Below are 12822 nucleotides of genomic sequence, written 5' to 3' on the forward strand. Positions count from 1 at the left end.
CGGATTCCTGTCATGCCAACGAGGGAGTGGTGGTGCCCGGCGCGTTCGCCGTCGGCGGCGTCACCACGGCCACGGCGCGAAGGCTGGCGTCGTGGTGGGAAAGGATCGCGGCGGGCTGTTGCGTTTCCGCCGCCAGTTGCGCGGCCACCGCCACCAGCGCCAGCGCGAGCGCGGCGCCGCATTCGCCGTTGGCCACGCCGAGTGGCAGCAACGCCTCGGCCGGGTCGTGCTCGGGCAGGGCCTGCTCGGCCAGGTGCATCGCCTCGGCCGTGCGGCTGCCGCGCAGGTCGGTGTCGCCGACCAGCGGCGCGGCCGCGCCCGCCTCCAGTCCGGCCTGCGCCAGCGCGTGGCCGAGCAGTTCGCGCAGCGTGTCGGCCTGCAGCCGCTGCGGCGCGTCCACCGGACGCTCGCGTCGCGCCACGCGCAAGCGGTGCAGGTGGGCTTGCGCCGTTTCCGGCCGCGGCGAAGGTGCGGCCAGCAGCAGCGCTGCGGCGCCTTCGCCGGGGACCTGGCCTTCCGGACGGCGCGCGCCGTGGAGCCGGCGGGCGGCCTCCCACGCGCGGAGCGTGGCCTCGTCCAGGTTCGAGTCGCTGGCCAGCAGCAGGCGCGGCCCCGGCGTGGCGTCGCCGTTGAACGCGCAGTTGAGTTCGTCCAGGCGTCGCAGCGCGGCCGCGCCTTCGTCGATCGCGCGCACGTCCAGCGCAAGCTGTGGCGCGGCCCAGCCCTGCGCGGCCAATCGCCCGGCAAGCCAGGCCTGCGCGGTTTGCCGTTCGGCGTCGCTCCAGCGCGCGGGCAGCAGCCATTCCAGCGTCAGCGCCGGCGTCGGGGCCCGGGCGGTTGCCGCGCGCAACGGCTCGAAGTGTTCCTCCAGCATGCGTTCCGCCAGCGTCCCGGCCAGCGCCAGCGTGCGCAGGCGCGAAGGATCCCAGTCCTGCGCCTCGTCCGGCAGGCTGGCGTCGAGCGCGTCGGTATCCACGTCCGCCACCTCCGCGGCGAAGACCGGCAGGCCCTGGCTGTCCCGCAGTTGCGGATGCAGGGCGGGGCGCTGCGCCGCGCTGGCCGCCGCGGCCAGCGCCGCCGGGGAGTCGCCGGCGGCGAGCAGCGCATCGGCCGCCAGGATCGGCAGCCGCCACGCCAGCGAGGGATCGTCCGGCGCGGTTGGGGCGGGCGCGTCCGCATCGTCCGGCGCGGTCGCGGCGGTTTCGCGCCGGCGTTTCGCCGCGTCGATGCCCTTGCGCAGCAGCACGAAGCCGAGCAGCAGGCCCAGCGGCAACGCCACCAGGTACAGGCCCACGTCCACGCCGTTGGGCACGCGGTTGGACGCGCGCCAGCGCAGGATCATGGCGCACCACACCGCGCCGAAGACCAGCGCGGCGAAGGCAAGCGGGCGCAGCAGGGAGCGTCGTTCCATCGGCGGTCACCTAGGTTGTGGAGACGGAGCGCTGCCCGTCCAAGGCAGTGGGGTTTTTCATCAGTGGTCGATACCTGTTGAGGGATTGACTGCGGGCCAACAAGGGAAATGCAGAGCCATTAGGCTTATTCCACCCACCTGCCTTTCTGTTCGAGCAGCAGTTTGTCACCCCGGGTCACATCCAGCGCCCCGTCGTCAGAGACCGTGTAGGCGATGTCCCCGTTCTTGAACGTCCATCCCAGATGGCGACACGGTGTTGTGCCGTCCGGGCACATGTGGACCAGCGCCTTTCCGCGCAGGGTCAGCGCCGCGCCGGTCCGCCGATCCACGCCGGTATAGACCACATCCTTGCAGGCGACGTCGCCTTCTCCGCATTGCTCGGCGATCACGACGACGTACTGGGGCGTGACCAGCACACCTGCTTCGGCTGCACGTAGCCAGCACAAGGAAAATAGAATCCCGATTGCACAGAGGGTGGGCTTTTTCATGTCACCACCTCTGGTAGACGCGATGGTTGCACACATTCAGCTCTGCATCGCAGCGGTTGTCCGGATCGTTGTCGATTCCAGGCCAGAGTAGAATTGTGCAGTATGGCTTAGGCATGACATGTCACTGCCAGTAACTGGCCTTGCGTTTGAGATGCACGGTCTGCGCATTGCCTGAAAACGTACCCGTCAGTTCGCCATTCGTTATCTTGCCGCGAGACTGATCGGCGTGGATCGATGGAGGCGGGAAGGGTGAAGGAGATGGAATTGCCCTCGAAAGCTCGCGGCGCCAAGTGCGTCCGAGGTTGTGCGAGAGAAGCATGATGGGGGGGATGTTCGTCGTCATCGGCGCTGGTTCAATCCGGACAGTTGCCCGAGCCGATGCCATATCCGAAATCGACGTAATAGTGGGCGAAAGGCGGGGCTGCCTTGGTGCCGTGGCGCAAATAGAGGTTGATGCCTTCCGACCCAAAGCATGAGTCTGCTTCATCGGGTTGCCTCGAATCTTTTTGAAGCAGCTCGTAGCCGCCGTCGTGTATGGCTGCACTCGATATGCCCCAGACAGCCATGGCGTTCGGGTTGTCGGATGAAATGCTGCCTTGTGGCACCTTGACGCGGAACACCCATTGCGTCGTGGTCTGGTCCGATTCGGCGTCGCTGAAGAAGTTCTCGCGTCCCTTGGGCGTCGCTGCCGGGCCGAGCACTTCGGCGCAGCAGGTGGCCTTGAGCGTGGGGCCGGTGCTCAGGATATGGATTCGCGTATGGGCGTCTACATCCCGATGGTCCGTGAAGAGCAGCCAGCCGCCGTTGAGGTCGGTGCTGATGACGCCCAATGATGGCGGCTTGACGTGCGCCGTCGCGCAGCCGAGCAAGAGAAACGAAGCAAGACAAGCAAGCAGGTATCGCATAGGTTCAGTGCCCGTCGTCCGACCAGTGGGGATGGTCGTGCACAAGTTTGATGACGCCGTAGGACCGGCCGAGAGCATAGAGGTCGGAATTCGTCGCTACCTTGGTTTGGTGCCCCGCACCGTCGGTAAAGGTCTTGCCAAAGTAGTGAGTAATGGTCATGTCGATGGCTCGCCGCTCGGTGTGCCGAGTATCGAGTGCTGGCGCGTAGACGATGTCGTAGCCGCGAACCATTTGCTCCGCGGCCTTGCGTGCTTCCGCCAAGTCCGGCTTGCCCTCGCTGTCCAAATGAGCCCAGTCGATATTCACGCCCTGCATGGCAGGAACGGTAGTCGGGTCCGCGCCGTCATGCCCTATCTTGTAGGACCAGTGCATGAGATAAGCGCGCTCGGGAGGGCGGTACGTGGTGGAAATGACAACCGAGGCCCCGCCAGCACGCAGTGCGGCGATGAACTTGTCTACATTGCCGGCGAATGGCTGGACGAGATCCGTTGTCGATGTGCTGACGGGATAACGAGCGACCCATTGGGAGCCGCTTGGCTCGCCATGGTGGGATTGCGGAGGCGCTGCGGGTTCCGCAGGCGCGGCCTGTTGGTCTGGATTGCTGAAAGCTGCTTGCGCGTGCCGTGTGTCGCCGAGGTGTGACGTCGCAGCATTGGCGTTTGATGATGCTGCGCGGCCTGACCCGGCACTGCTACTTCCACCACCACCTGCCCCCGTCGTGGTCACGCTCTGCCCCGCGATCAGCGTGGCGCCGCAGGCGGTCTTGTCGCCGTGGCGGGCGACGGGCTGGCCCATCACGATCATGCTGCTGTCGCCGGTGGCGATGGTGGTGCTGCCGCACTTGGGGCAGGTGACCTTGTCGCCGACGCGGGCGATCTGCTTGCCGTGGGTGGTGGCCGTGCTGGTACCGCCGACGACGGTGCCGCCGTGGCTGGTCTTGTCGCCGATGACGATGAACGGTTGCGTCATGTCGGGTTTCCTTACCGAAGTGTCCGTGGACCGCGTGGCTACTGGCGCCAGCGGGGTCCCTTGCCGGGCTTGTGCAGCTCCACGTGGCCCAGGTCCATCATTTTCCAGCTTCCGCCCCAGACCAGGCCAGCGGCGGCGGCGACTTCGCCGTAGAGCCGGTAGCCGCGCATGGCCCACGGGTCCTTCTCGGAGATCACCAGCTTGCCGTCGCGGTAGAACGCGCAGTCGGCGGCCAGGCCGTACTGGTGGTAGCTCTGGTAGGCCCCCGCGTTGGTCACGCTGCTGCCCTGGGCGGCGAGCATGGCCTGCCGTTCGGGACTGCGGTAGCCCTCGATCAGCGCCATGTCGTAACCGTAGCGTTCTTTCATGATCTTGAAAACCACCAGCAGGCGCTGCCGGAAATCGGCGTCGAGCTTATCCCAGTTGCGGCTGGCGAAACCGAGATCGGGTCGAATCATTTCGACTTCGCGGGTGACGAAGACCTCGGGCGGCAGCGCGGGCGGCGGCACCAGTTGCTCGCCCTTGAGCAGGCTGGCGACCAGCGCGGTGGTGTCCTGGTCGGCCTGCTGCGCCATGTCGTAGCCGTCCAGCATCACGTGGCGGCGCAGGCCCACGATCAGCGCCGGCGGCAGCAGCAGGATCAGCGCCAGCGCCAGCAGCAGCGCCCAGTGCCGGCGCAGCCGCGCGCCCAGGTCGGTCGCATTGCCGTGCGCCTGGTGCGCGCCGCTGCGCAGTGCGTCGCCGGAACGATGGAGTGTCCGTTTTGTGCGCTCCATCACATGTCGGGTGCGGCGTGCGAGTTGCCGCTGCAGCGCTTCGCGCGCTTCCGGGAAGCAGATCAGCCACAGCAGCAGCAGGGCGGCGGCGAGCAGGCCGGCAAGCCAGCCGAACAGCGGATCCATGGAACGGCGCAATCCTTTGTCGTCGAGGGGTTCGGCGGGCCGCGAGCCTGCATGCATGGTGGCGCGTGGCCCGTCCCGGACAGTGCGGCGGGTCTTGGACCGTGCCGCGCGGAGCTAGTATGGTGCGCGCAGCCCGTCCGGTGGCCAAAGCTTAAAGGGAGTTTCGCTTGGATCCGAAGGAACAACGACCGAGAAGCCCGAGCCTGCTCGCGAGCGACGGCGACGGAGCGGCTCCGGCTGCATCGCGGGAGCGCATGCTGTCCGGCCTGAAAGAACCGGCGCCCCCGCCTGCCTCGCGCCGGCGCCGCTGGCTGTGGCCGGTGTCGCTGGTGCTGGTGGCCGCGGTGGCGCTGTTGTCGCTGGGCCTGGGCGGCGTCTTCGACGGCGCCGGGCCGAAGATGGCCGCACGCGCGCCGGCCATGGGCGACGGCTCCGCGGAAAACGATGCGGCCCGGGCCACGGCGAATCCTGCGCCCCGCACGGCGGTGATCCTGCCTGAATCGCCGGAGGCGGCGGTCGCGGCCTCCGTGCCGGCGCCGTCGACCAGCGTGGGCAAGGACGCGGCGGCGCTGAGCGCGGTGTTCTCGCCCCTGGCGCAACCGCGCAAGCCGGCTGCCGCGCCACGGCCACGGGCGCGTCGCGCCGGCAGTGCCGGCGGCGATTCCGACGTGACCCTGCTCACCGCGCTGATCCAGCACGTGGAGGTGGAAAGCCCGGCCGCGCGCAAGGCGGCGCGGGCGGCGCGCCATGCCGAGCCGCGGACGGACCTGCCGGTGGATTCCATCGAGGCCCGCATGCAGGCCTGCCCGGCCGCCAACACCGAGGCCGGCCTGCGCTGCCGGCAGCGGATCTGCGCGGGCCATGCGGGCGAGACCGCCGCCTGCCCCGCGGCCGCGGACGGCGCCTGAGGCGGCCGTCGACCGGTTCGCGGTGGCCGTGCGGCGTCTCGCCGAAGCGCCGTCAACCGTGGTCGGGCTCGTCGCTGCCCACGTCGAGCAGGTCCTCGAGCTGGCCCAGCGCCGGGTTGTCCTTCAGCACCGTCTTCAGCCACACGTGCAGGGGCATGTTGCCCCAGCGCGCGGCCTTGTCGGCGAGGTAGGCGACCGGGCTGTGCGGCTCGGTGCGGCGGAAGAAGTCGGCCACCCGGCGCAGCTGCTGCAGCGCTTCCTTGCGCGAGGTGATCTCGCCGGCCGGCCGGTTCGCGGCCGGCACGGATGCGGCGCCCTCCGGCGCCTCGCCGTCGGTGGGCAGCGGCGGCGGCGCGGCGGCCTCGGCCAGCGCCACGCCGGCGGTGGCGGCCATGCGCAGCGCGGTGGCGCCGACGTCGTCCAGCGCGTCGCGCGCGGCGCCGAAACTGGGGCCATGCTGGCCCAGGCGCGCGTCCACCACGGCTTCCAGTTCGCGCAGCGCGGCCTGCGCCAGCGGCACCTGCTCGGCCAGGCGCTGGTAGAAGTCGAACGGCGTGGCCGAGCGCGCGGCGTCGATGCGCGCGGGGTCGGGGTAGGCATCCGCGTCTCCTTCGCCGCCGCGTTGCCCGCGCGCGGCCGCTTCCAGCGCGGCGGCGTCGAAGCGGCCCTGCGGCGCGTTGGTGAGCGGGATGGAGCGGATCCACGGGATCGACTGCGACAGCAGCCAGCCGAGGTTGCCGATGCGCAACTCCTGGTCGTCCTCGTCGGGACGGGGATGGATCTCGTCCCAGTAGCGCTCGCACAGGCCGGCCACCAGCCGGTAGCCGCCGGCCAGCCCCGCGAAACCGTCGGTGCGGGTGAGCGCCTCGGCCAGCCAGACGGCCAGGCGCAGGTCCTTGCTGCGCGTGCTGAGCAACTGCCCGCACTGGCGCGACACGGCGAACCAGTCGGCGCTCTTCAGCTCGGTCACCCACTCGCCCTGGTCCAGCGTGGCGTCGTCGCTGCGGCGGGCTTCCTGGATGGCGTCGAATTCCGGCGAAAACGAGAGGTCCTCGCCGCAGGGCGCGGCGTCAGAAACCGGTTCGAGCAAGGCATCGATGTCGATCATGGCGGCAATCCCTGGCGGGCGTCGGTGGCGTGGCGCGCGACGGCGGAGCGCCCGATGGTAAGCGATTCGCCGCGCGAGGACTGTCGGATTTCCCGCACAACGGAATGTGCCGCCGTGGACAGACTCCGGCGCCGCAACGCGGTACTCTCCGGCCGTTGTGCCCGCAGGGCGACGTGGCGCCCGACAGGATCGTTCGACCAAGGAGAAGGATGGTGGACACCCCCCACATGTTCGCTTCGGCCACGGCCGCACTGGCCACCTTCAGTGACGCGACGCGCCTGTACGCGCTGGAAGGCGGGGGCCCGCTGGGGCAGTTGCAGGTGGAGCGCTGGAGCGGCAGCGAGGCACTGTCCGCGTGCTACGTGTGGACCATCGACGCCCTGTCCACCGACGCCGGCCTGTCGCTGGACGCGATGCTCGGCCAGCGCTGCGCGCTGCGCACCACGCTGGCCGACGGCGGCCGCATCCGCCGCTCGGGCCTGGTGCGCGAGGCGCAGCTGCTCGGCGCCGACGGCGGGCTGGCGCGCTATCGCCTGGTGCTGGTGCCGTGGCTGTGGCTACTTTCGCAGGGACGGCACAGCCGGGTGTTCCAGGACCAGGACGTGCTGGCCATCGCGGAGGGCGTGTTCGCCGACTACGCGCCGTACGCGGCGTGGAAGGTCGCGCCCGATGCCCGCGCCCTGCTGGCCGATGTGCGCCCGCGCAGCTACGCCGTGCAGTATCGCGAGACCGACCTGGCCTTCATCGAGCGCCTGCTGGCCGAGGAAGGCCTGGGCTACGCCTTCGTGGAGGACGCCGAGGTCGGTGCCGGCCACGCGCTGGTGATCTTCGCCGATTCCGGCCAGTTGCCGGAGGACGCCAGCTCCGCCGCCGACCCGTTCGGGCGCGGCATCCGCTTCCATCGCGTGGCGGCGGTGGAGGCCAGCGACACCCTCCAGGCGCTCGGTCCCGCGCGCGCGCTGGCGCCCGACGCCGTGACGTGGCTCAGCCACGACTACAAGAGCCTTGCCGCCACCGCCGCCAGCGTGGCGCTGGACGGTGCCCAGGGGCGGCGTGAGGCCTACGACCCGGTCGGCCCCTACGCCTTCGCCGACAGCCGCGAGGCGCAACACTACGCGCAGCTGGCCGCGCAGGCCCACGAGGCGCGCCAGCAACGCTGGGAGGGTCGCGGCACCGTGCGCACCGCGCGTGCCGGCACGCGTTTCCACGTGGCGCAGGCGCCGTGGGAAAGCGCCAGCGCGGCGATGCCCGAAGGCTTCGTGTGGACCGCGCTGTCGCACGCCGGCGTCAACAACCTGCCCGGCGCATTGAAGCACGCGGCGCAGGTGCAGCTCGGCGCAGCCGACGAGTCGGTGGCCGAAGCGCACCACGCGGTGGCGCCGGCGCTGTGGACCCGCGCCGAAGCCAACGGCTACGCCCAGCACTTCGACGCCGTGGACCAGGCGCGCCCGTGGCGCCCGGCGCTGACCGACGGCCACGGCACCCGGCTCAATCCGCGTCCCACCGCGCCGGGCGTGCAGACCGCCATCGTGGTCGGCGCGCAGGGCGAAACCAGCCCCGGTGCCGGCGGTCCGCTGCACACCGATGCGCTGGGCCGGCTGAAGGTGAAGTTCCACTGGATGCAGGGCGGCGCCAGCTGCTGGCTGCGCAGCACGCAGCGCTACGCCGGCAACGGCCACGGCGCGCAGTTCCTGCCGCGCATCGGCCAGGAAGTGCTGGTGAACTTCATGGACGGCGACATCGATCGCCCGGTCATCGTGGGCGCGCTGTACAACGGCCAGGGCGAAGCCGGCATCGCGCCCAGCCCCGGCCAGGGCGAAAGCGCGCCCGACGGCGCGGCCTACGCCCAGGCGGCGGACTTCGCGCCGAGCGCGCAAGGCAACCTCGCCGGCGGCCACAGCCCGGCCTGGCACGGCCAGAGCGCCGACGCCGCGGGCCACGCCAACGCCGCCGCGCTGTCGGGCGTGAAGACGCAGGGCTTCGACGGCCACGGCTACAACCAGCTGGTGTTCGACGACACCGACGGGCAGGGGCGGGTGCAGTTCGGCACCACCCAGTCCGCCACCCAGCTCAACCTGGGCCACCTGATCCACCAGGCCGACAACTACCGCGGCAGCTTCCGCGGCACCGGCCTGGAACTGCGCACCGACGGCTACGGCGCCGTGCGTGGCAGCAAGGGCGTGCTGCTCACCACCTACAGCGCCAGCCCGGGGGAGCCCGCGGCCGACGCCACCGCGGTGGGCGCCCTGCTCGGCCAGCACGCGCAACTGGCCGAAGCCCTGAGCCAGGCCGCCGCCACCCACCAGGCCGTGCCGCTGGCCGGCCACGAAGGCGTCAAGGCCGCCAGCCAGAGCCAGCTCGACGCCCAGGCCGCGCCGCTCGGGGCGCTGCGGCAAAGCGCCGTCGACACCGTCAGCAGCGACGACTTCGGCGCCGCCGCACCGGACCGCGGTGCAGCGGCCGTGCCGCACAGCGCCGACGCGCTCACCACCCTCGCCGCGCGAGGCGGCCTCGGCGCGGTGGCGGGCCAGTCGCTGCACATGGCGGCCGGCGAGACCCTCAACCTCGGCAGCGGCCAGCACGGCAACCTGGCGGTGGCCGGCCAGTTGCGCATGCATGCCGGCCAGGCCATCGGCCTGCTCGCCGGGGCGCAGAAGGCCGATGGCGTCGGACTCAACCTCGTCGCCGGCAAGGGCGCGCTGGAAGTGCAGGCCCAGCACGACACCCTGGCCCTGCGCAGCAAGGGCGACCTCAGGCTGATCAGCGCCAACGCCGCGGTGGAACTGGCCGCCAAGCAGGCGGTGCACCTGGCCAACAGCCAGGGCGCCTTCCTCACCATCGAAGGCGGCAACCTCACCTTCGGGTGTCCCGGCAAGCTGACGGTGCATGCGGGGAATCACAAGCTCGAGGGCGCTACGCAGTTGTCGCGGGAGATGAACCAGTGGAGCGAGCCGAAGTTTGATCAACGGGTGAAACTGGTTACGCGCAGCGGCAAACCGGCGCCCAATCAGCGTTATGAAATTCATCGCGACGACGGCGCGATCATCAAGGGGGTGACGGATGGCGAAGGCTGGACGCAGTTGCAGAAAGGTATGAGCCTCGATGGTATATCCGTCAAATGGCTTGGCAAGGCCTGAATCAAATCAAGGAAGCAGCTCATGGCAGAGGAAAGCACGCAGCCACTGGAGCAACAGGCACACCACGACGGCAGCGTCACGGCTCGTACGCGTTTAACGCCGGTAAGCGAAGTGAAGCGCGGTTCCATAATTGTACCGCCGACGACGGTCGTTCCCGTGATCTTCGTGCCGGGCATCATGGGGTCGAATCTGCGCGACGCCAAGACGAAGGAATCCGTCTGGAACACCAATTCGACGGTCAGCATCTTGCTGCAGTGGATATTCCGCTCGGCCAGTACACGCCAAAGCAAGCTGGCGCCGAAAAACGCCGAGGTCGATACCACGGGCAAGTGGTACGGCAAGAGCGCCACCGTACACGACGAGAAAGACGGCGAGGCGCGTGGGCAGGGCACCACCTCGCGGGCGTTTTACGGTGATTTCGTGCGCTGGCTGGATGACCATTTGAATGGGAACGACAAGGCCACTGCTCAGGGCGTGCCTTCGCCATGGAATGCCATGGTGAACAAGGGCATTGATGCATGGAATCCGGAGAAAATGCCGCAGGCCCTGACACAGGAAAATGCCGACTTTGCCTGGGACAACTTCTTCTGCCCCGTGCATGTGCAGGGCTACAACTGGCTGCAAAGCAACGGCGAATCGGGCAAGGACCTGGCCAAGGTCATCAAGGACGTCATCGCGCAGTGGAACGGCAAGCCAGACGGCAAGGACGGCGCGGTCTTCAAGTGCGAGAAAGTCATCCTGGTCAGCCACTCGATGGGCGGGCTGGTCACGCGTGCCGCCGTACATCCGGACTTCGGTGCTGCAGCCGACCTGGTGCTCGGCATCGTACATGGCGAACAGCCAGCCAACGGCGCGGCTGCAGCCTATCACCATTGCCGCAGCGGCTATGGCGGTGTCTCCGGCTGGGTGCTGGGGCGCAACGCCGCGCAAGTAACAGCGGTATTCGCCAACAGCCCGGGAGCAATGGAGTTGCTGCCGAACCAGCAGTATCCAGCGAAGTGGCTCAAAGCCAGGGTTGGGAGCAACCCGGCGGCGGTGCTGGAATTGCCGGAGACTGATCCGTACGTCGAGATCTATCTTCAAAAAAACCCATGGTGGCGATTGATAGATCCATCATTGATAGATCCCTCTAAAAAGTTACATCAACCTTGGGTGGCTTATTACAAGCAAGTAAATATCGTTGCGCAGTTTCATAGGTCATTGGCAACGACTTATCACCCTCAGACCTATGCTCATTACGGTGCCGATACAAAAAAATACCCGGCTTGGGGAGATCTGGTATGGCACAGCGAGACAGGCGTGGGCGTAGACCAGTCCGAGCTGCTCTTGGCCAAGCCAGCCGAGGGCAGTAATCCAGTATCCGTGCTTGCTGGACAGACATTGCGCTTCTCCATTGTCGATCCGCAGGAAGTGGGTTATCCGCAACCCGGCGATGGCACTGTACCTGCCTGCTCAGGCGAGGCGCCCAACGTGCAAGGTGGCGGCAGCGTCAAGCAGAGTTTCCGGCTGACCGGTTTCGAGCACCAAGGAGCCTATGACAACGATGCCGTGCAGCAATCTACGCTTTATGCCATCGGCATGCTGTTGCAGCAGGCGCACGAGTTATGACCGAGGTGAATCGACATGACCTATTGCATGCGAGCGCTGTGTCTGACGTTGATCGTTGGCATGGCTGGCTGGAACGTGAACGCTCTAGGAGCCACTCCCATGTCTAATACTCCAATCTCATTCTCGCTTTGTGCGGGGCGTCTTGCGGTCGATTTGCCGACGGATGCAGAGGCTACGCTGGATGCGACATATAAGTACATTGAATCGCAATTGCCCAAGCCTGCAGCAAGCTTCGATGCGATCAAGCAACAGCTCGAAGCATCTGCAAACAGGTATGGCGCTCAAAAAATAGCTCGAGATCCATATGCTGATAAATTGGCACGAGCTGCCGGCTTGGATCCAAGTAAGCTCAATGCGACTACGCAGCTCCTCGGATTTCAAGTGGATGACAGGGCACGACAGGCTGCCATTGGCTACCAGCCGGATAAAAAATCTATCGGTATCGTTGTTGACGTTCACAAATTTATTGATGGGAGCGATTATGTATTTAAAAGCAATGCAGATGGCGCTGATCAATATCCATTAATACAGAAGGCGGCTTGGGATGCCGCTACACATTTCCAGCCTTTGTCTGGCCGGGCCCAGCCTAGCGGTCCTGGTTTCTGTGTCGCCGGTGGCATGTTTGCCGATGACGGCCGCCCGCCGGTGCATGAAAGCTTTACCTTGGTTGTGCACTTCAAGAATCACCCGGACGCCAGGTTCACCATCGATGCCCATGCCATCGATCGCGTGAACACCGACGAGCCTTCGCTCAAGCACCGCGTGGACAGCGAGTTGGGCATCTTGCGTGCGAACGTCGGCGGCCATGTCGGTGTGCTGGTGCGCGGGGAGCGCGAAGCTGCCGGGCAGCAGGGTTACCAGATCGGCCTGAGCGTGCCCAACGACACGGTGCCGAACACCACCGCCTACAAGTTCTTCTGGAGCGCCGATGGCGTGCCCAACGACGTCACTCGCCCGTTCATGGAAGTGGACCTGACCATCCAGCCCGACGAGCACAAGCCGGCCACCATCAGGACGGCAGATGAAGCCAGAGCGTTGTGGGATAACTTGCTGCATGGCCTGCGCATCCGGCCGGGTGCCGCGCTTCGTTAGATTCGCCATACTGACCCCTGGGCTGGCATGAAAACACCCGCTGAGGCTTAAGCTTTAGCGGCCTGACCTGTGCAGGAACCGCTGGGTCATTACATTAGACCCGACGTCCCCCCGCTTTGAGTAGCGGGTCGGTTTAGAGTCCTGAGTTACTTTAACTGCTTCGCGTAGGCGGCGGGTGTCAGCCCGCCCAACGCCTTCTTCGGTCGCTCCTCGTTGTATTCCCGCCGCCAGCGTTCGATCTCGGTGCGGGCGTGCAGCAGGCTGGGAAACCAGTGTTCGTTGAGGCATTCGTC

The 12822-nt window shown here is 67.5% G+C and carries 12 protein-coding genes; 4 read left to right on the forward strand and 8 right to left on the reverse strand.

Annotated features, from left to right (window positions below; genetic code table 11):
• Nucleotides 1–10: 10 nt before the first annotated feature.
• The 6 genes from QMK61_RS16480 to QMK61_RS16505 all read right to left on the reverse strand — a co-directional run bounded on the left by QMK61_RS16480 (nucleotide 11) and on the right by QMK61_RS16505 (nucleotide 4676).
• A complete protein-coding gene (locus QMK61_RS16480; RefSeq protein ID WP_302073329.1) occupies nucleotides 11–1411 on the reverse strand; it encodes a hypothetical protein in 1401 nt (466 codons plus the stop codon).
• A gap of 125 nt (nucleotides 1412–1536) precedes the next feature.
• The gene (locus QMK61_RS16485) at nucleotides 1537–1899 is read right to left on the reverse strand and encodes a hypothetical protein (protein ID WP_302073330.1); all 363 of its coding nucleotides are present in this window, start codon (nucleotides 1897–1899) and stop codon (nucleotides 1537–1539) included.
• 121 nt (nucleotides 1900–2020) lie between these two features.
• Complete coding sequence (locus QMK61_RS16490; RefSeq protein WP_302073331.1) at nucleotides 2021–2242, reverse strand: hypothetical protein; 222 nt, start codon at nucleotides 2240–2242, stop codon at nucleotides 2021–2023.
• A 10-nt stretch (nucleotides 2243–2252) separates the two neighbouring features.
• On the reverse strand, nucleotides 2253–2804 hold the full coding sequence (locus QMK61_RS16495; protein ID WP_302073332.1) for a hypothetical protein: 552 nt from the start codon (nucleotides 2802–2804) through the stop codon (nucleotides 2253–2255).
• Between the two features lie 4 nt (nucleotides 2805–2808).
• Nucleotides 2809–3774 carry a PAAR domain-containing protein gene (locus QMK61_RS16500; RefSeq protein WP_302073333.1) on the reverse strand — a complete coding sequence of 322 codons (966 nt, stop codon included), beginning with the start codon at nucleotides 3772–3774 and terminating at the stop codon, nucleotides 2809–2811.
• A 38-nt stretch (nucleotides 3775–3812) separates the two neighbouring features.
• A complete protein-coding gene (locus QMK61_RS16505) occupies nucleotides 3813–4676 on the reverse strand; it encodes a M15 family metallopeptidase (RefSeq protein ID WP_302073334.1) in 864 nt (287 codons plus the stop codon).
• Between the two features lie 254 nt (nucleotides 4677–4930).
• On the opposite strand from QMK61_RS16505, the gene QMK61_RS16510 reads away from it, so the two are divergent.
• Nucleotides 4931–5584 carry a hypothetical protein gene (locus QMK61_RS16510; RefSeq protein WP_302073335.1) on the forward strand — a complete coding sequence of 218 codons (654 nt, stop codon included), beginning with the start codon at nucleotides 4931–4933 and terminating at the stop codon, nucleotides 5582–5584.
• A 52-nt stretch (nucleotides 5585–5636) separates the two neighbouring features.
• Here the strand turns inward: QMK61_RS16510 and tssA are convergent, their stop codons facing one another.
• On the reverse strand, nucleotides 5637–6692 hold the full coding sequence (gene tssA, locus QMK61_RS16515; protein ID WP_302073336.1) for a type VI secretion system protein TssA: 1056 nt from the start codon (nucleotides 6690–6692) through the stop codon (nucleotides 5637–5639).
• Between the two features lie 212 nt (nucleotides 6693–6904).
• Here tssA and QMK61_RS16520 point away from each other — a divergent pair, with 212 nt between their 5' ends.
• Genes QMK61_RS16520 through QMK61_RS16530 form a run of 3 tightly spaced genes read left to right on the forward strand, consistent with a single transcriptional unit; the run spans nucleotide 6905 to nucleotide 12529 of the window.
• Nucleotides 6905–9829: a type VI secretion system Vgr family protein gene (locus QMK61_RS16520; RefSeq protein ID WP_302073337.1), complete on the forward strand. Its 2925-nt coding sequence runs from the start codon at nucleotides 6905–6907 to the stop codon at nucleotides 9827–9829.
• Between the two features lie 21 nt (nucleotides 9830–9850).
• Nucleotides 9851–11437 carry a hypothetical protein gene (locus QMK61_RS16525; RefSeq protein WP_302073338.1) on the forward strand — a complete coding sequence of 529 codons (1587 nt, stop codon included), beginning with the start codon at nucleotides 9851–9853 and terminating at the stop codon, nucleotides 11435–11437.
• Between the two features lie 15 nt (nucleotides 11438–11452).
• Entirely contained in the window at nucleotides 11453–12529 is a 1077-nt protein-coding gene (locus tag QMK61_RS16530; RefSeq protein ID WP_302073339.1) for a T6SS immunity protein Tli4 family protein, read from the forward strand.
• A 146-nt stretch (nucleotides 12530–12675) separates the two neighbouring features.
• Here the strand turns inward: QMK61_RS16530 and QMK61_RS16535 are convergent.
• Nucleotides 12676–12822, reverse strand: a 147-nt coding sequence (locus QMK61_RS16535) for a transposase (RefSeq protein ID WP_302073340.1), incomplete at its 5' end; no start/stop codon positions are given.

This window comes from Fulvimonas sp. R45, assembly GCF_030504985.1.
Lineage (GTDB): Bacteria > Pseudomonadota > Gammaproteobacteria > Xanthomonadales > Rhodanobacteraceae > Rhodanobacter_A.

Bases quoted from the DNA above. Each gene is read 5' to 3' on its own strand.
- QMK61_RS16480 (WP_302073329.1), bottom strand. From the start codon at position 1,411: ATGGAACGACGCTCCCTGCTGCGCCCGCTTGCCTTCGCCGCGCTGGTC.
- QMK61_RS16485 (WP_302073330.1), bottom strand. From the start codon at position 1,899: ATGAAAAAGCCCACCCTCTGTGCAATCGGGATTCTATTTTCCTTGTGC.
- QMK61_RS16490 (WP_302073331.1), bottom strand. From the start codon at position 2,242: ATGACGACGAACATCCCCCCCATCATGCTTCTCTCGCACAACCTCGGA.
- QMK61_RS16495 (WP_302073332.1), bottom strand. From the start codon at position 2,804: ATGCGATACCTGCTTGCTTGTCTTGCTTCGTTTCTCTTGCTCGGCTGC.
- QMK61_RS16500 (WP_302073333.1), bottom strand. From the start codon at position 3,774: ATGACGCAACCGTTCATCGTCATCGGCGACAAGACCAGCCACGGCGGC.
- QMK61_RS16505 (WP_302073334.1), bottom strand. From the start codon at position 4,676: ATGGATCCGCTGTTCGGCTGGCTTGCCGGCCTGCTCGCCGCCGCCCTG.
- QMK61_RS16510 (WP_302073335.1), top strand. From the start codon at position 4,931: ATGCTGTCCGGCCTGAAAGAACCGGCGCCCCCGCCTGCCTCGCGCCGG.
- tssA (WP_302073336.1), bottom strand. From the start codon at position 6,692: ATGATCGACATCGATGCCTTGCTCGAACCGGTTTCTGACGCCGCGCCC.
- QMK61_RS16525 (WP_302073338.1), top strand. From the start codon at position 9,851: ATGGCAGAGGAAAGCACGCAGCCACTGGAGCAACAGGCACACCACGAC.
- QMK61_RS16530 (WP_302073339.1), top strand. From the start codon at position 11,453: ATGACCTATTGCATGCGAGCGCTGTGTCTGACGTTGATCGTTGGCATG.